The 15249-nt window shown below is 68.4% G+C and carries 20 protein-coding genes; 7 read left to right on the forward strand and 13 right to left on the reverse strand.

Translation table 11 applies throughout. From position 1 onward, the window contains the following. Nucleotides 1-11: 11 nt before the first annotated feature. The gene (locus COA17_RS14010; protein WP_096613281.1) at nucleotides 12-446 is read left to right on the forward strand and encodes a cupin domain-containing protein; all 435 of its coding nucleotides are present in this window, start codon (nucleotides 12-14) and stop codon (nucleotides 444-446) included. A gap of 8 nt (nucleotides 447-454) precedes the next feature. Here the strand turns inward: COA17_RS14010 and COA17_RS14015 are convergent, their stop codons facing one another. Continuing rightward, complete coding sequence (locus COA17_RS14015) at nucleotides 455-1117, reverse strand: glutathione S-transferase family protein (RefSeq protein ID WP_096613283.1); 663 nt, start codon at nucleotides 1115-1117, stop codon at nucleotides 455-457. A gap of 171 nt (nucleotides 1118-1288) precedes the next feature. On the opposite strand from COA17_RS14015, the gene COA17_RS19450 reads away from it, so the two are divergent. After that, a complete protein-coding gene (locus COA17_RS19450; RefSeq protein WP_156445806.1) occupies nucleotides 1289-1456 on the forward strand; it encodes a hypothetical protein in 168 nt (55 codons plus the stop codon). Nucleotides 1457-1477: 21 nt separating this feature from the next. Here the strand turns inward: COA17_RS19450 and yihA are convergent, their stop codons facing one another. From yihA to COA17_RS14045, 6 genes are all read right to left on the reverse strand, one after another. Further along, nucleotides 1478-2128, reverse strand: coding sequence for a ribosome biogenesis GTP-binding protein YihA/YsxC (yihA, locus tag COA17_RS14020; protein WP_096613448.1), 651 nt, complete (start codon nucleotides 2126-2128; stop codon nucleotides 1478-1480). A 26-nt stretch (nucleotides 2129-2154) separates the two neighbouring features. Beyond that, nucleotides 2155-3858, reverse strand: coding sequence for a membrane protein insertase YidC (gene yidC, locus COA17_RS14025; protein ID WP_066489504.1), 1704 nt, complete (start codon nucleotides 3856-3858; stop codon nucleotides 2155-2157). Between the two features lie 19 nt (nucleotides 3859-3877). After that, nucleotides 3878-4090 carry a membrane protein insertion efficiency factor YidD gene (yidD, locus tag COA17_RS14030; RefSeq protein ID WP_066489505.1) on the reverse strand — a complete coding sequence of 71 codons (213 nt, stop codon included), beginning with the start codon at nucleotides 4088-4090 and terminating at the stop codon, nucleotides 3878-3880. Then, nucleotides 4087-4446: a ribonuclease P protein component gene (gene rnpA / locus COA17_RS14035; protein ID WP_096613285.1), complete on the reverse strand. Its 360-nt coding sequence runs from the start codon at nucleotides 4444-4446 to the stop codon at nucleotides 4087-4089. Before rnpA ends, yidD begins: the two co-directional genes overlap by 4 nt. A 26-nt stretch (nucleotides 4447-4472) precedes the next feature. After that, entirely contained in the window at nucleotides 4473-4607 is a 135-nt protein-coding gene (gene rpmH, locus COA17_RS14040; RefSeq protein ID WP_028056723.1) for a 50S ribosomal protein L34, read from the reverse strand. An 85-nt stretch (nucleotides 4608-4692) separates the two neighbouring features. Beyond that, nucleotides 4693-4980 carry a hypothetical protein gene (locus tag COA17_RS14045; RefSeq protein WP_231738866.1) on the reverse strand — a complete coding sequence of 96 codons (288 nt, stop codon included), beginning with the start codon at nucleotides 4978-4980 and terminating at the stop codon, nucleotides 4693-4695. A 92-nt stretch (nucleotides 4981-5072) separates the two neighbouring features. Between COA17_RS14045 and COA17_RS14050 the strand changes: the two genes are divergently transcribed. Further along, nucleotides 5073-6581 (forward strand): YifB family Mg chelatase-like AAA ATPase, encoded by a 1509-nt coding sequence (locus COA17_RS14050; RefSeq protein WP_096613287.1) that lies wholly within the window; start codon nucleotides 5073-5075, stop codon nucleotides 6579-6581. A gap of 272 nt (nucleotides 6582-6853) precedes the next feature. Here COA17_RS14050 and COA17_RS14055 read toward each other — a convergent pair whose 3' ends face one another. Together COA17_RS14055 and COA17_RS14060 are read right to left on the reverse strand one after the other, a co-directional pair. Then, nucleotides 6854-8176: a dicarboxylate/amino acid:cation symporter gene (locus tag COA17_RS14055; protein WP_096613289.1), complete on the reverse strand. Its 1323-nt coding sequence runs from the start codon at nucleotides 8174-8176 to the stop codon at nucleotides 6854-6856. Between the two features lie 109 nt (nucleotides 8177-8285). Next, on the reverse strand, nucleotides 8286-9185 hold the full coding sequence (locus tag COA17_RS14060) for a hydrogen peroxide-inducible genes activator (protein ID WP_096613291.1): 900 nt from the start codon (nucleotides 9183-9185) through the stop codon (nucleotides 8286-8288). A 153-nt stretch (nucleotides 9186-9338) separates the two neighbouring features. On the opposite strand from COA17_RS14060, the gene COA17_RS14065 reads away from it, so the two are divergent. Together COA17_RS14065 and ahpD are read left to right on the forward strand one after the other, a co-directional pair. Then, nucleotides 9339-9884, forward strand: a complete 546-nt coding sequence (locus tag COA17_RS14065) for a peroxiredoxin (protein ID WP_066489512.1) — start codon at nucleotides 9339-9341, stop codon at nucleotides 9882-9884. A gap of 150 nt (nucleotides 9885-10034) precedes the next feature. Then, on the forward strand, nucleotides 10035-10556 hold the full coding sequence (ahpD, locus tag COA17_RS14070; protein ID WP_066489527.1) for an alkylhydroperoxidase, AhpD family: 522 nt from the start codon (nucleotides 10035-10037) through the stop codon (nucleotides 10554-10556). Between the two features lie 12 nt (nucleotides 10557-10568). Here ahpD and COA17_RS14075 read toward each other — a convergent pair whose 3' ends face one another. Continuing rightward, entirely contained in the window at nucleotides 10569-11339 is a 771-nt protein-coding gene (locus tag COA17_RS14075; protein ID WP_066489513.1) for a sulfite exporter TauE/SafE family protein, read from the reverse strand. A gap of 211 nt (nucleotides 11340-11550) precedes the next feature. Between COA17_RS14075 and epsC the strand changes: the two genes are divergently transcribed. Together epsC and COA17_RS14085 are read left to right on the forward strand one after the other, a co-directional pair. Then, nucleotides 11551-12246, forward strand: a complete 696-nt coding sequence (gene epsC, locus COA17_RS14080) for a serine O-acetyltransferase EpsC (protein ID WP_096613293.1) — start codon at nucleotides 11551-11553, stop codon at nucleotides 12244-12246. Next, nucleotides 12246-12590: a DUF2794 domain-containing protein gene (locus COA17_RS14085; RefSeq protein WP_096613295.1), complete on the forward strand. Its 345-nt coding sequence runs from the start codon at nucleotides 12246-12248 to the stop codon at nucleotides 12588-12590. Before epsC ends, COA17_RS14085 begins: the two co-directional genes overlap by 1 nt. Here COA17_RS14085 and COA17_RS14090 read toward each other — a convergent pair whose 3' ends face one another. From COA17_RS14090 to COA17_RS14100, 3 genes are all read right to left on the reverse strand, one after another. Continuing rightward, nucleotides 12591-13811, reverse strand: a complete 1221-nt coding sequence (locus tag COA17_RS14090; protein ID WP_096613297.1) for a serine hydrolase domain-containing protein — start codon at nucleotides 13809-13811, stop codon at nucleotides 12591-12593. It abuts the gene before it with no gap. Beyond that, nucleotides 13811-14710: an SDR family NAD(P)-dependent oxidoreductase gene (locus COA17_RS14095; protein ID WP_096613299.1), complete on the reverse strand. Its 900-nt coding sequence runs from the start codon at nucleotides 14708-14710 to the stop codon at nucleotides 13811-13813. Before COA17_RS14095 ends, COA17_RS14090 begins: the two co-directional genes overlap by 1 nt. Before the next feature lie 87 nt (nucleotides 14711-14797). Continuing rightward, nucleotides 14798-15232 (reverse strand): hypothetical protein, encoded by a 435-nt coding sequence (locus tag COA17_RS14100; protein WP_096613301.1) that lies wholly within the window; start codon nucleotides 15230-15232, stop codon nucleotides 14798-14800. Between the last annotated feature and the right edge of the window lie 17 nt (nucleotides 15233-15249).

Raw genomic sequence — 15249 nt, forward strand, 5'->3', positions numbered from 1 at the left:
CGGAGGTTCCCGTGCCCAAAATTGTGCTCGACACCATCCCGCCGGCGGAAGGCAGCGACTATCCCGAACCGTTCGCGGCGGCCGCCTCCGACCGCCTCGTCCGCGACCTGTCGTCGGCGGCCGGGCTGCGCGATATCGTCGCGACGCATGTCGTGGTGCCGCCAGGCGGCTGGTCGTCGCAGCGGCACTGGCACGAGGGGGAGGACGAGATCGTCGTCATCCTGTCCGGCGCGGCCGTGCTGGTCGACGATCATGGCACCCATCCGATGCGCGCCGGCGACATCGCGGTGTTTCCCAAGGGGGACGGCAACGCGCACCACCTGCGCAACGACAGCGACGAACCGTGCGTGCTGTTCGCGGTCAGCCGGCCCGAGGCGTCGACCGTTCATTACCCGGATATCGCGATGCGCTGGCACCCCGATACGGGCTATTCCCGCGAATCGTAGATCCGGCATCAGGCGAGCGGCTGCTCGAACTTCTCGATCACCCATTCCTCTTCCTGCGCGGCGGCGATCCAGTCCTGCAGGAAGGGGTGACCCAGCACCGCGGAGATATAGGCGAGGGCAAAGCGCGGGGCGGGCAGCGAATAGGTGACGATGCGCGTGCACACCGGCGCAAACATGATGTCGGCGGCGCCGAACGTGCCGAACAGGAAATCACCCTCGCCGCCGAACCGCGCGCGCGCCTGCGCCCACAGTTCGAACAGTCGCGCCAGATCCGCGCGCACGTCGGCGTCCGGGGGCACCGGATCGAACGCGCGGCGGATGTTCATGCTGTGCTTGCGGCGCAGCGCGACGAAGCTGGAGTGCATTTCGGCGGCCATCGACCGCGCCATCGCGCGCGCCGCATCGTCCGCCGGCCAGAAGCGGTCGCGCCCGACCTTGTCGGCGAGATAGTCGACGATCGCGAGACTGTCCCACACCACCGCGTCGCCGTCCCACAGGATCGGGACCTTGCCGGACGAAGGCGCGAACTCGGCGCCTTCGCGGCGGCGGTCCCATTCCTCGTCATAGAGGGGCACGACGACTTCCTCGAACGGCAGGCCGGACTGACGACAGGCAAGCCAGCCGCGCAGCGACCAGGAGGAATAGGCCTTGTTGCCGATGATGAGCTTCATGACCGCCGGGTTAGGCGGTGGCGCGCGGCAGGGCAACACGCGCCATGTCGTCAATTCGGGTAGCGTCGCCGCTGGTGACGCGCCCGTTAACCGCGCTTCTCCACCGGGCGGAAGAGACCCGCAGATAGCCTTTGCCCCGTCATCAGGACCATTGAGGGGGACGATCCTGCCATGCTGAACGCGACCAACGACACCATCGCCTGCACCGCATCGCTGTCGCCGCGCGCGCCCGCTTTCCTGCGGGAACCCAGCTTCGTGTTCGAGCGCCCGGTGCCGGTGCCAAGCCGTTCCGAACAGCTGCGCGCGCAGATCGTCGCGGCCCAGGATATGCGGCGCTGATCCGCGGCTTCGACGCGGTCGTCAGACGATCGCGTCGATGACCGCGGCGCGCAGTTCGGGGATGCCCATCCCCAGCTCGCTCGACGTCGCGATGATCTCCGGGTGGGCAGCGGGGTGCTTGCGCGCCTCGTCCGCGGTCGCCTGCGTCACGGCGGCCAGATCGGTCGCCTTGACCTTGTCCGCCTTGGTCAGGACCAGGCGATAGCCGACCGCCGCCTTGTCCAGCATTTCCAGCACCTCGCGATCGACATCCTTGATGCCGTGGCGACTGTCGATCAGCACCAGCGCGCGCTTGAGCACCTGCCGCCCGCGCAGATAGTCGTTCACCAGGAAGCGCCACTTCTTGACCATGTCCTTCGGCGCCTTGGCAAAGCCGTAGCCGGGCATGTCGACGAGGCGGAAGGTGAGCGGCGCGCCGACGTCGAAGAAATTCAGCTCCTGCGTGCGACCCGGCGTGACCGACGTGCGCGCCAGCGCCTTGCGCCCCGCCAGCGCGTTGAGCAGCGAGGACTTGCCGACGTTCGAGCGGCCGGCGAACGCCACCTCTGGTGCGTCGGGCGCGGGCAGAAATTGCAGCGCGGGCGCCGATTTCAGGAAGTCGATCCGCCCCGCGAACAGCCGGCGCCCTGCCTCGATCCGCGCCGCCGCGGCATCATCGTCGGGAACGGGCACGGGAGCGGGCTGGGGGGTATCGTCGGTCACTTGGCGGCCGCTTCCTTCAGCTGCGGATGGCGGCTGTACAGGAACTTCTGCTGCGCGATCGAGACGCAGTTGGTGGTGATCCAGTAGATCTGCAGCCCGACCGCGAACGGCGCCATCACGAACATCAGCACCCATGGCAGGATCGCGAACACCTGCTGCTGGGTCGGGTCCATCTGCTGCGGGTTCAGGCGGAACTGGAAGAACATCGAGATGCCCAGCAGTACCGGCACGACGCCGATCGTCAGGAAATGCGGCAGCGTGATGGGGATATAGCCGAACAGGTTCAGGATCGTCGCGGGATCCGGGGCGGACAGATCCTTGATCCACAGGATGAACGGCTGGTGGCGCATTTCGATCGTCAGCATCAGCGCCTTGTACAACGCGTAGAAGATCGGAATCTGGATCAGGGTTGGCAGGCAGCCCGCCAGCGGATTGACCTTCTCCGCCTTGTACAGCGCCATGATCTCCTGCTGCTGGCGCTGCTTGTCGTCCTTGTAGCGTTCCTGGATGGCCTTCATCTTCGGCTGGAGCGCGCGCATCGCCGCCATGCTGGCGAACTGGCGCTGCGCGATCGGGAAGACAAGCGCGCGGATCGTCAGCGTCAGGATGATGATCGCGACGCCGAAATTGCCGATCAGGCGGAACAGCCAGTCGAGATAATAGAAGATCGGCTTTTCGACCAGGCGGAACCAGCCCCAGTCGATCGCATAGTCCAGCTTCACCACCGCGCCGGTATCGGTGTAGCGATCGAGCAGCTTCACTTCCTTGGCCCCGGCGAACATCTTCGCGGTCTGTGTCACCTGGCGGCCGGGTGGCAGCAGCTGCGCGGCGCTGGTAAAATCGGCCTGATAGGCGTTGTTGGCGCCGGCGCGGAACTGGCCGTCGAACGCGCGCGTCTGATCGGGGACCAGCGCCGCCAGCCAGTATTTGTCGGTGAAGCCGAGCCAGCCGCCGGTGGTGGTGAAGCTGGTCGGCGCCTTGTCCACATCCGTGAAGTTCGGATTGTAGTGCGCGGCGCCGTTGCTGACCGACATGGGGCCGGTGTGGATCGTCCAGCTGTCCGGATCCTTCGACACGCCGATCCGGTTGACCAGGCCATAGGCCGCGACCGGCACCGGGGCGGTGCCGGCGTTGGCGACGGTCTGCTTCACGGTGAACAGGTAATCATTGTCGACCGCGATCTCGATCGCGAACGTCTGGCCTTTCCCGTTGGCGGCGGTCAGCGTCACGGGCGAGCGCGGGGTCAGCACCCGGGCGGAGGCGGTCCACACCGTATCGGCGGCCGGGGGCGCCAGCCCGGCGTCGCGCCAGCCGAACGAGGCGAAATAGGCATCGGGCGTACCGGCGGGCGAGAACAGCCGGATCGGCGGCGAATCCTTCGCCACCGTTTCCTTGTACCGCGTCAGCACCAGGTCATCGAGGCGCGCGCCCTTGAGGTTGATCGATCCCTTCAGCGCGGGCGTGTCGATCGCCACGCGCGGCGTTTCGGCCAGCACGACCTGGCGGCTGCGAATCGCGGCGGGCGCGTCGGCGGTCGGGTCCGCCGCCGGATTGGCGACGGGCTTGTTCTTCCCGTCGACCATCTTCGTCGCCGGCGGATTGGCCGTGGGGAAAAAGCGGCTCTGCACCAGCGGCCATCCGAACAGGATCAGCGCCGCGATCACCGCGAACAGCACGAAATTCTTGGTCTCGTCCTTCACCTGGACCCCAATTCTGTTGTCACGGCACCGGATCGTGGCCGTGCCCGCCCCATGGATGGCAGCGCGCGATACGCCGCGCGGCCAGCCATCCACCCTTTATCGCGCCATAGCGGCCAAGCGCCTCTATTGCATAGGCGGAACATGACGGCTGGAACCGGCACGACGGCGGCAGGACCAGCGACGGCCCCAATTGCCATGCCCGCGCCAGGAGGATCAGCAGGCGGGCGATCATCGCTTGCGCGCGCCCGGCGGGCGGCGCGGCGGCAGATCGCCGGAGATTGCACGCGCCAGCGCCTTGCCGAGATCGGCGACCAGCGCCGACCAGTCCCGGTCCAGCGCCGCCGCCCGGCCGATCAGCACATGATCCGCGCCCGCCATGCCCGCCGTCGGCAGCACGTCGCGCGCCAGCGCGCGGAACCGCCGCTTGATGCGGTTGCGCACCACGGCGTTGCCGATCTTCTTGGTGACGGTGATGCCGATGCGCATCGCGGGATCGTCGTCCTCGCGCGGGCGCACCAGAAGCACGAAGCCGGGCATCGGAGACCGACGCCCGGCATTCGCGGCCAGATAATCCGATCGCTTCGTCATCCGGCCGATCACGGCCGGACGCCGAATTACGCCGACAGCTTCTTGCGACCGCGTGCGCGACGCGCCCGGATCACCGCACGGCCGCCGACCGTCGCCATCCGCGCGCGGAAGCCGTGACGGCGGGCGCGCACCAGATTGCTCGGCTGAAAGGTCCGCTTCATGGTTCATATCCCGAATTCAAATGTCAAAAGGCCGCCACAAGGACGGCCTGTAGATGGCGGCGCCTAAGCGAAGTGCCGGCCAAAGTCAACGCGCCGCCGCCGCCCGGTCGCGCGCGCGCCGCCGCAGCGCGCTGCGCCGCCGCATCGCCCGATCGGCCAGCCGACCGGCGCGCGGCCAGCGCCGCTTGATCCGCGCGAACCGCACTCGCGCGGCGTGCGAATTGCGCAGTACCAGCACCAGTCCGCCCGCAAAAGCCAGCGTACCCGCCGGCCCCGGCAGCGGCGCGACGATCGGTGCGGCCAGCATCAGCAGGATGCCGGCGGACAGTTGCGCATAGCGGGAAACGGGGTGGCGAACGGCCATGGCGTCCATGTGGTATACGTGTGTTAAACCCGCAAGACAGTTCGGGCGACATTCCCAACCCTGCCAAAGCGGCTATGAACGATGCGTGACGGGGGGGGAACATGGTCGCGATCGTATCGACGGTAGCCTATCTGGGGCTGGAGGCGCGCAGCGTCGAGGTGCAGGTGCAGCTGATCCCCGGCCTGCCGGCGTTCAATGTCGTCGGGCTGGCGGACAAGGCGGTGGGCGAGAGCCGCGAGCGGGTGCGCGGCGCGATCGCGTCGATGGGACTGTCGCTGCCGCCCAAGCGGATCGCGGTGAACCTGTCGCCCGCCGACCTGCCCAAGGAAGGATCGCATTTTGACTTGCCGATCGCGCTCGGCCTGCTGGCGGCGATGGGCGTGGTGGATGCCGAGGCGCTGGCCGATTACGTGATCGTCGGCGAACTGGGGCTGGACGGGCGGCTGGCGCCGTCGCCGGGCGTGCTGCTGGCCGCGATCCACGCCGGGGCGGAGGGCAAGGGGCTGATCTGCCCCGCGGCGCAGGGGCCGGAGGCGGCGTGGAGCGGCGGGATCGAGGTGGTCGCCGCGCCCGACCTGCTGGGGCTGCTCAACCATCTGAAGGGGCAGGGGCTGCTCGCCGCGCCGCAACCGGGCGCGGTGAGCGAGGGTGCCGCCGGCCCCGACCTGCGCCAGGTGAAGGGGCAGGAGGTCGCCAAGCGCGCGCTGGAGATCGCCGCGGCGGGATCGCACAACCTGCTGATGGTCGGGCCGCCGGGGGCGGGCAAATCGCTGATGGCGGCGTGCCTGCCGGGCATCCTGCCGCCGCTTGATCCGGCGGAGGCGCTGGAAGTGTCGATGGTGCAGTCGGTGGCGGGCGCGTTGCCGGGCGGCACGCTGACGCGGACGCGGCCGTTCCGCAGCCCCCACCATTCGGCCAGCATGGCAGCGCTGACCGGCGGCGGGTTGAAGGTGAAGCCGGGCGAGGTCAGCCTGGCGCATATGGGCGTGCTGTTCCTCGACGAACTGCCCGAATTCCAGCGCGCGGTGCTCGATTCGCTGCGCCAGCCGCTGGAGACGGGGACGGTCAGCGTCGCGCGTGCCAATGCGCATGTCACCTATCCGGCACGGGTGCAGTTGATCGCGGCGATGAACCCGTGCCGCTGCGGGCATCTGGGCGATGCGTCGCTGGCGTGCGCGCGGGCGCCGCGCTGCGCGGCGGATTACCAGGCGAAGGTGTCGGGGCCGCTGCTGGATCGCATCGACCTGCATGTCGAGGTGGAGGCGGTGAGCGCGCTAGACCTGACGCTGCCGCCGGCGGCGGAAGGATCGGCCGAGGTCGCCGCGCGCGTCGCGGCGGCGCGCGCGGTGCAGTCGGCGAGGCTGGCGGGGACGGGCGCGCGCACCAATGCCGAACTGGAGGGGGAAGTGCTGGAGCGCTTCGCGTCGCCGGACGAGGCCGGGCGCGCGCTACTGGCGCAGGCGGCAGCGGCGATGAAGCTGTCGGCGCGGGGCTATACGCGGATCCTGCGGGTGGCGCGGACGATCGCGGATCTGGCCGGTTCCGAGCAGGTTATGCGGATCCATGTTGCGGAGGCTTTGAGCTATCGGCGCCGACCTCCAACGAACTGATGGCCGCGTCGGCCCCAACCTCGGCCGTTGCTTATCTACGCAACTATGCTGTGTGTAGCGCCTACGATCGTCGATCTGGCTGGGCGGAAAGAAGGTGGGTTCGCGCAGAGACGCGGAGGCGCAGATGTCGTGCCCGACGCGCAGCGCGTGTCTCACGTCACCGGCCATACCGGCGAGCCGCTGCTGACGGCTCGCACCCTGGCCCCACTCGCAACGCCTGTGCGCCTTCGCGTCGCTGCTCGCGCCAACCTTCTTCTTAGCTCTGGCGAACCCTAAAGCTTGCGAAAACTGTCGACGTCGCGGGCCGGGCCGGCGCCCGATGGCGCTGCGGGCGGTTCGATCGCGACGGGTTCCTTCGTGTCGAACCCGCCTTCCCATTTGGCGATCACCGCGCTGGCGACCGCATTGCCGATCACGTTGGTGGCGGTGCGGCCCATGTCGAGGAAATGGTCGATCGCCAGGATCAGCAGCAGCCCGGCCTCCGGCAGATTGAACATCGGCAGCGTCGCGGCGATCACCACCAGGCTGGCGCGCGGCACGCCCGCGATCCCCTTCGACGTGACCATCAGCACCAGCAGCATCGTCACCATCTGCCCCAGCGACATGTCGATGCCATAGGCCTGGGCGATGAAGATCGACGCGAAGGTCATGTAGATCATCGACCCGTCGAGGTTGAACGAATAGCCCAGCGGCAGCACGAAGCTGGCGATGCGCGGCGGCACGCCGAACCGGTCCAGCGCCTCCAGCATCCGCGGATAGGCGGCCTCCGACGAGGCGGTCGAGAAGGCGACCAGCAACGGTTCGCGCACGTAGCGGATCAAGTCGCGGATGCGCGGCCCGATGAACAGGAAGCCGATCGTCAGCAGGATCGCCCACAGGCAGATCAGCGCGAGGTAGAAGCTGCCCATGAAATAGGCCAGCTGCCCGATCACCGCCGGCCCGCGCTCCGTCAGCGTGCCCGCGACCGCGGCGAACACCGCCAGCGGGGCGACGCGCATGACGTAATCGGTGACCTGCAACATCACATGCACCAGCGCGTCGACCGCGCGGACCAGCGGCGCGGCCTTTTCCCCGACCGCGGTGATCGCGACGCCGACGAAGACGGACATGACGACGATCTGCAGGATCTCGTTCTTCGCCATCGCGTCGATCATCGAGGCGGGGACGATATGCGCGAAGAAATCCTTCAGGTTGAACGCGGCGGTTTCCAGCCCCGCCGAACTGTTGGCCGCGGGCAGCGCCAGCCCCAGCCCGACGCCGGGCTGCAACAGGTTGACCATCAGCAGCCCCAGCGACAGCGAGAGCAGGCTGGCGGCGATGAACCAGCCCAGGCTGCGTGCGCCGATCCGCCCCAGCGCGGCCGTATCGCCCATCTGCGCGATCCCCGACACCAAGGTGGCGAAGACCAGCGGCGCGATGATCATCTTGATCAGGCGCAGGAAGATCGTGGTGATGATCGAGAAATAGCCCGCGATCCGCGTCACCAGTTCCTTGCCCGCGGGCGAGCCATCGTCGAGCCAGCCGTTGAGGATGAGGCCGGTGACGAGGCCGAGCGCCAGCCCGGCAAGGATGTACAAGGTCAGCCGCTTGGCCATTCGATGCTCCCGCTTGATGCGTGCGAGGGAAAGGAGATTGCGCGGGCGCGGTCAAGCGCCTGTCGACGGTTTGCCGCTTGTCATCATGACGCAGGCGCGGCGCGGCCCCTCACGCCGCGGCCGTCAGCACCTCGCCCAGCAGCCGGAAATCGCGTTCGCGCGGGGAGGCGCGGCGCCAGACCAGCGCCAGCGTGCGGCTGGGATGATCGGCGGCGAGCGGGCGGGCGACGACATTGGTGTGATCGAGGATGCCGGCGTCGAGCGCGATCTTGGGCAGCATCGTCACCCCCAGCCCGTTGTCGACCATCTGCACCATCGTGTGGAGCGAGGTGCCCAGCATCGTCGCTTCCGCGCGCAATTCGGCGCGGTTGCACGCCGCCAGCGCATGTTCCTTCAGGCAATGGCCGTCCTCCAGCAGCAGCAGCCGCGTCTCGTCGATATCGGCGGGGCGCACCGGCGCGGGATCGGCGGGCATCTCGCCCTCGGGAAAGGCGAGGAACAGGTGATCGTCGAACAGCTTCATCGACGTCACCTCGCCGCAGGCATAGGGCAGCGCCAGCAGCACGCAGTCGGTGCGGCCGTTGTGAAGCGATTCGCATGCCGGGCCGCTCGGCTCCTCGCGCAGGAACAGCTTCAGGTCGGGATAGTCGCGGCGCAGGCGCGGCAGGATGCGCGGCAGCAGGAACGGTGCGATCGTGGGGATGACGCTCATCCGCATTTCCCCCGACAAAGGACGCCCGGCGGCGCGCGCCATGTCGCCCAGTTCCTCCGCCTCGCGCAGGACGACGCGCGCCTTGGCGGCGATCTGTTCGCCCAGCGGCGTGAAGCGGACGACGCGGCGCGTCCGCTCCACCAGCGTCACGCCGATCAGCGTTTCCAGTTCGCGCAGCCCCGCCGACAGCGTCGATTGCGTGACGAAACATGCCTCCGCCGCGCGGCCGAAATGACCGTGGTCCTTGAGCGCGACGAGATATTGCAGCTGTTTCAACGTCGGAAGGTAGGTGGCCATTCATCGCTCCGGTCGATCACTAGTCTTGTCATAGTCGATTGGATCAATCAGGCCAAATCCCTATATCCCCGTATGACAAGGACGATGCCGCACGAACGGCGCCGCCGAGCGGAGAGGATGGCTGGAAACCCGTTTTCCAAGAGGAGCCATTCGATGCTGACCATCGGCGATACCTTCCCCGCCATCACCGTTCCCGTCCAGCAGGGCACCGACGCGCTGCCGGCCGGCGAGACGCTGGACCTGACCACCGCCTATCCGGGCAAGTGGAAGGTGCTGTTCTACTGGCCGAAGGACTTCACCTTCGTCTGCCCGACCGAGATCGTCGGCTACAGCCAGATCAAGGGCGATTTCGAGGATCGCGACGCGGTGCTGATCGGCGCGTCGACCGACACCGCGCACGTCCACCTGGCATGGCGCAAGTCGGACCCGGACCTCGCCGCCGCCGACTTCCCGTGGCTGGCCGACAATGGCGCGAAGCTGGCCGAGGCGCTGGGCATCCTCGACAAGAACGAGCATGTCGCGTTCCGCGCCACCTTCATCGTCGATCCGGACAACGTCATCCAGGCGGTGCAGGTCAACGGTCTGAACGTCGGCCGCAACCCGGCCGAGACGCTGCGCGTGCTCGATGCGCTGCAGACCGACGAACTGTGCCCGTGCAACTGGAACAAGGGCGACGACGTGCTGAAGGTCGCGGCCTGATCCGAGCGGGGCGGGGGCAGCGGCTCCCGCCCCGTTCAATCTTACGTCACCCATACGTCCCGTCGTCACCCCAGCGGAAGCTGGGGTCTCTCCATAACCGGGAGACCCCAGCTTCCGCTGGGGTGACGCTTTTCGCCTGAAGGAATGATGATGGCGCTCAAGGAATTCGCAGGCACGCTGCCCGATTTCGCCAAGGACATTCGCCTCAACGTCGGCTCGCTGCTGAACGAGACGGTGCTGAACGACCAGCGCAAGTACGGGTTGCTGCTCGCCTGCGCGCACGGTTCGGGCCATAAGCCGCTGGTCGAGGCGACCGAGGCGGAAGTCGCCGACAAGCTGTCGCCGGAAGCTGCCAATGCCGCGCGCGCCGCGGCGGCGGTGATGGCGATGAACAACGTCTATTATCGCTTCACCCACCTGGCCGGGAACGAGGAATACAGCCGGATGCCCGCCAAGCTGCGGATGAACGTGATCGGCGCGCCGGGCATCGACAAGGTCGATTTCGAGCTGTTCAGCCTGGCGGTCAGCGCGATGAACGGCTGCGGCATGTGCATCGACAGCCACGAACAGGTGCTGAAGAAGGCGGGCGTCACCGCCGAGGTGATCCAGTCGTCGGTGCGGATCGCATCGGTGATGAAGGCCGTGGCGACGGTCCACGCCGCCGTCGCCTGACGCACCGGCCGGTTACATCAGCACCGCACGGATGAAGCCGTAGGTGCTGGTGACCGTCAGGACGATCCCGACCATGACCAGCATGACCTTGGTCGGGATCCGCTTGGCCATGAACGCCCCCAGCGGCGCGGCCAGCACGCCGCCGATCAGCAGGCCGATCGTCGCGGTAGCGAAATCCCGTAGCCCCAAGTGATAGATGAACGCCGCCGACACGGTGGCGGTCAGAAAGAATTCCACCGAATTGACGGTGCCGACCACCTTGCGCGGCTCCACCCCCTGCACCAGCAGGTTCGAGGTGACGATCGGCCCCCAGCCGCCGCCGCCCGCCGCATCCATGAACCCGCCGATCAGCCCCAGCGGCTCCACCACCCGCGGCTTTTGCGTCTTGGGCGGGAACAGCAGCCCGCGGATCAGCAGGTAGAGGCCGATCGCGACCAGATAGGCGAGCACGAACGGCTTGACCGTCGCGGCGTTGATGTTGGTCAGCACATAGGCGCCGGTGACCCCGCCAATCACGCCGGGCACCAGCAGGCGCAGGAACAGTTTCCGGTCGATATTGCCGTGCAGCGCGTGGCTGATCCCCGATACCGCGGTCGTGAAGGTTTCCACGATATGTACGTTCGCCGAGGCGCGCGCGGGCGGCAGCCCGATCACCGCCACCAGGAGCGTGTTGCAGATGACGCCGAATGCCATGCCCAGCGCGCCGTCGACCACCTGCGCACCGAACCCCACGGCGATGAACGGCAGCAGCGCGGACAGATCGATGTCGGCGAACGTCGGCATGAAGGTCTCCGGCGGGCGGACATGCCCGTTTCGCGTTCATGCGGCATACCCCACGAACGCGATAGGGAAATACGGTTTAGCGCGGCAAAGCGTTGCTTATGGAAACCGTCGCCTGCCATGATTACATGGCGGCAGATGGACACGACCGGCGGGTGCCGGCGGATGCGCGAACCACGCATGGGAAGGTGGGCGCAGGAACATGGGGCACGCTATGTCGCGACTGACCGACTATCTCGATTCGATCCGATCGCGCGACCCGGCGCCGCATTCACGGCTGGAAATCCTGAGCTACCCGGGCGTGTGGGCGCTGGCGTGGCATCGCGTCGCGCACCGGCTGTACCGGTCGCGGCTGTACCTGCTGGCGCGGATCGTCAACCACTTCTCGCGCGCGACCACCGCGATCGACATCCATCCGGGGGCGAAGATCGGGCGCAATTTCTTCATCGACCACGGCTTCGTCGTGATCGGCGAGACCGCGGAGATCGGTGACGATGTCACCATTTATCAGTGCGTGACGCTGGGCGGGACCAGTCCGGACGATGGCGTGCCGGGCAAGCGGCATCCGACGATCGCGGACGGGGCGATCATCGGTTCGGGCGCGCAGGTGCTCGGCCCGATCACCGTCGGCCCGCGCGCGCGCGTCGGCGCCAATGCGGTGGTGACGCGCGACGTGCCGGCGGGTGCCGTGATGGTCGGTATCCCCGCACGGCCGACGATCGTGGAGGGCGGGGCGGCCCCGGAGCGGCGCTTCGTTCCTTATGGTACGCCGTGCAGCGAGACGTTCGATCCGCAGACGCAGAAGGTCGAGCTGCTGCGTTGCGAACTGGAGGCGATGAAGCGGCGGCTTGACGCGCTGCTGGGCGAGCAGGGCGCGGCGCCCGATGAAGAGGTTCGCGACCGCGCCTGATGGGCATCGTCACCCCTTTCCCCGCGAACGGGCATCAACCCGGCCAGATCGGTTTCGACCGGATCGAGTTGACCCGCATCCTCGACCTGTACGGCCGGATGGTGGCGGCGGGGCATTGGCGCGACTATGCGATCGACCTGGGGCGCGACGCGGCGGTCTTCGCCGCCTTTCGCCGCGCCGCCGAGCGGCCGGAATACCGGATCGAAAAGCATCCCGCGCTGCGCCAGCGGCAGGGGATGTGGGCGCTGGTGGGCGAGGGCGGGCAGGTCATCAAGCGCGGGCATGAACTGGGACCGGTGCTGGCCCCGATCGAGCGCCGGCTGATGAAGCTGGTGGAGGAATAGTCAGCGGCGGTGCCGTCCGCGTGCCAGCTCCTCCTCCTGTATCGAAAAGGCCGAGCGGGGCGACCGTGCGCCTTCGGGAACCGCCGTGGCGAAAAAGGCGACGCCGCGCCCGGTCGCCGGATCGATCCACAGCCCCGAGCGAAGGCCGTAGGCGTCGCCGGCATGGCCGAAGCGCGCGACGCCGTCACCGAACGGATCGTCGCGGCATCCGGCCCGCGGCGTCGCCAGCGTCTGCATCGCGAGGCCGTAGCGGCAATCGAACCCGTCGCCGGTATCGCCGTTCGCGCCGTCATAGCGCCATTCCGGCCCGCGCAGGATCGCGACCGACGCGGGGGTGAGCAGGCGAAGGCCATCGACCTCGCCGCCGCGCGCGAGCAGCCGGCCGATCGTCGCCAAATCATGCATCGAGATGCGCAGCCCGCCTTGCGGAGAGAAGAGCGCGCCATTGTCGCCGGGGCGCCACGTCGTCAGGTCGCACGCGCCGCCCGGGCCGGCGACGACCGGGCAGGCGGGGCGGCGGCCGCGGAGATCGTCGGTCTGCGCCGCGCCGTCCGCGCCGTAGAGGACGACCGCACTCGACACCGCGGCATCCGAACAGCTCGCCCAGTTGAAACAGGCGTCCAGCTTCAGCGGTGCGAGCACCAGCCGCTGCATCAGCCAGTCGAACCGCTCACCGGTGGCGCGCTCCATCACCGACGCAACGACGGGGAAATTGAGGTTGGTGTAGCGGTAGAAGCTGCCCGGCGGGTGATCGGCGTCCCAGGCGCGCGGGTCCGCCAGCCGGTCGGCCAGCCGCGTGCCCAGCGGGACGATATAGCCCGCATCGTCGCGCAGCCCGGAGCGGTGCGACAGCAGCAGCCGCAACGTCACCGGCACGTCGGGGTAGAGCGGGTGACGCAGGCGATAGCCGAGCAACCCGAACACGTCCGCATCGAGATCGAGCGTGCCCGCCTCCACGAGGCGCATCACGCCGATCGCGGTCACCAGTTTGGATATCGAGGCGATGCGGACCGGATCGTGCGCGGTGACGCGCCGCCCGGTCGCGCGATCGGCCAGTCCGCGTGCCTCGACCGCGCCGATCCGGTCGCGATCGAACGCGACGCGCACGCTGGCCGGCGGCGGCGTGACGGGCGGCGGCGGTACGGTCGCACAGGCGGCCAGCCCCGCCGCGGGCAGCAGGCAGGCGAGCGTGCGCAGCCGCCGCGCGCCTGCCCGGTGCATCACTGGCCCTGCAACTTCGCGCCGATCAGCATCGACTGGCCGGCACCCGAATCGGGGACGATTTCCCCGGTGCGGTCGGTGATCTCGGCCCAGTGGCGTGCCACGCCCTCGGGCGACAGGTCGTCGCCGGTCAGCAGCTTGCCCTGCGTCAGCGTGACGTAGCTGGCCTGGAACACGCCCGCGCCCGCGCCGACGATCTGGTTGGTCGGTGCCTCCTCGCTGACGAGGAACAGCGCGGCGGGGACGACCTTTTCCGGCGCGAACGCCTGGAACGCCTGTTCCGGGAACAGATCCTCGGTCATGCGCGTGCCCGCGACCGGGGCGATGGTGTTGACCTTGATGTTGTTCTTCGCGCCTTCGAGGTACAGCGTCTTGGTGAGGCCGGCGAGGCCGAGCTTGGCCGCGCCGTAATTGGCCTGGCCGAAATTGCCGAACAGGCCGGTCGACGACGCGGTCATCAGGATGCGGCCGTAATTCTGCTCGCGGAAGGTTTCCCAGCACGCCTTGGTCGCATTGGCCGAGCCGAGCAGGTGGACGTTGACGACGAAAGCGAAGTCCGCCGGCTCCATCTTCGCGAACGTCTTGTCGCGCAGCACGCCGGCATTGTTGATGAGGACGTGGACGCCGCCCCACTCCTCCTTGGCCCTGGCGACCATTTCGACCATCTGGTCGTATTCGGTGACGCTGGCGCCATTGGCCATCGCCTGACCGCCGGCAGCCTCGATCTCCTCCACCACCTTCAGCGCGGCGTCGGATGCGCCCTGGCCCGTGCGGTCGCCGCCCAGGTCGTTGACGACGACTTTTGCGCCGCGACGCGCGAGTTCCAGGGCATATTGACGGCCCAGACCGCCGCCGGCGCCGGTGACGATGGCTACCTTGTCGTCGAAACGAATGGACATGGAAAAGGCGCTCCCTCCCGATGGATAGAGCGCCCTTCCATACTCACAGTTCGAACGGGCGCAATGCCCGTTCGCCCGTGACCGCGATCAGCGGCGCGCCTTGCGCTTGCCGCGCGCGTCGCTGGCCTGCATGCAGCCGTCATACTGGCCCTTCTTGCAGATCGGATAGCTCTCCTTCGGCGCGGGGGCCGGGAATGCCTGCGACGGCGGCGGGGCGGGCTGGAAGCGGACGGTGGCACCCGGTGCGGGCGTCCCCTGTAGCGCCGGGCCGGAGGGCTGATAGCCGCCTGCGGTTTCGGTGCCCATCGCCCCGCTGGTGGTCTGCGCCGGCGCCTGCATCGGCTGCTGCTGCATCGCCGGGTCGGTGGCCGGAGCGGCGGCAGGGTCGGCCGGCGGCGGTGCTGCCGGATCGGTCGCCGGTGCGGTCGTGCCCGCCGGCGGCGGGGTCTGCATGGTGTCCTGCGCGATCGCGATGGACGGAAGGGCAAGCGCGGCCGCGGCCGCCAGAAGCATCGTCTTCATATCTGTCTCCTGCCATT

It is taken from the genome of Sphingomonas ginsenosidimutans, from assembly GCF_002374835.1.
GTDB classification, from domain to species: domain Bacteria; phylum Pseudomonadota; class Alphaproteobacteria; order Sphingomonadales; family Sphingomonadaceae; genus Sphingomonas; species Sphingomonas ginsenosidimutans.

Coding starts and splice junctions, on each gene's coding strand:
- COA17_RS14015 (WP_096613283.1), bottom strand. CDS start 1,117: ATGAAGCTCATCATCGGCAACAAGGCCTATTCCTCCTGGTCGCTGCGC.
- COA17_RS19450 (WP_156445806.1), top strand. CDS start 1,289: ATGCTGAACGCGACCAACGACACCATCGCCTGCACCGCATCGCTGTCG.
- yidD (WP_066489505.1), bottom strand. CDS start 4,090: ATGATCGCCCGCCTGCTGATCCTCCTGGCGCGGGCATGGCAATTGGGG.
- rnpA (WP_096613285.1), bottom strand. CDS start 4,446: ATGACGAAGCGATCGGATTATCTGGCCGCGAATGCCGGGCGTCGGTCT.
- rpmH (WP_028056723.1), bottom strand. CDS start 4,607: ATGAAGCGGACCTTTCAGCCGAGCAATCTGGTGCGCGCCCGCCGTCAC.
- COA17_RS14045 (WP_231738866.1), bottom strand. CDS start 4,980: ATGGACGCCATGGCCGTTCGCCACCCCGTTTCCCGCTATGCGCAACTG.
- COA17_RS14050 (WP_096613287.1), top strand. CDS start 5,073: ATGGTCGCGATCGTATCGACGGTAGCCTATCTGGGGCTGGAGGCGCGC.
- COA17_RS14055 (WP_096613289.1), bottom strand. CDS start 8,176: ATGGCCAAGCGGCTGACCTTGTACATCCTTGCCGGGCTGGCGCTCGGC.
- COA17_RS14060 (WP_096613291.1), bottom strand. CDS start 9,185: ATGGCCACCTACCTTCCGACGTTGAAACAGCTGCAATATCTCGTCGCG.
- COA17_RS14065 (WP_066489512.1), top strand. CDS start 9,339: ATGCTGACCATCGGCGATACCTTCCCCGCCATCACCGTTCCCGTCCAG.
- ahpD (WP_066489527.1), top strand. CDS start 10,035: ATGGCGCTCAAGGAATTCGCAGGCACGCTGCCCGATTTCGCCAAGGAC.
- COA17_RS14075 (WP_066489513.1), bottom strand. CDS start 11,339: ATGCCGACGTTCGCCGACATCGATCTGTCCGCGCTGCTGCCGTTCATC.
- epsC (WP_096613293.1), top strand. CDS start 11,551: ATGTCGCGACTGACCGACTATCTCGATTCGATCCGATCGCGCGACCCG.
- COA17_RS14085 (WP_096613295.1), top strand. CDS start 12,246: ATGGGCATCGTCACCCCTTTCCCCGCGAACGGGCATCAACCCGGCCAG.
- COA17_RS14090 (WP_096613297.1), bottom strand. CDS start 13,811: ATGCACCGGGCAGGCGCGCGGCGGCTGCGCACGCTCGCCTGCCTGCTG.
- COA17_RS14095 (WP_096613299.1), bottom strand. CDS start 14,710: ATGTCCATTCGTTTCGACGACAAGGTAGCCATCGTCACCGGCGCCGGC.
- COA17_RS14100 (WP_096613301.1), bottom strand. CDS start 15,232: ATGAAGACGATGCTTCTGGCGGCCGCGGCCGCGCTTGCCCTTCCGTCC.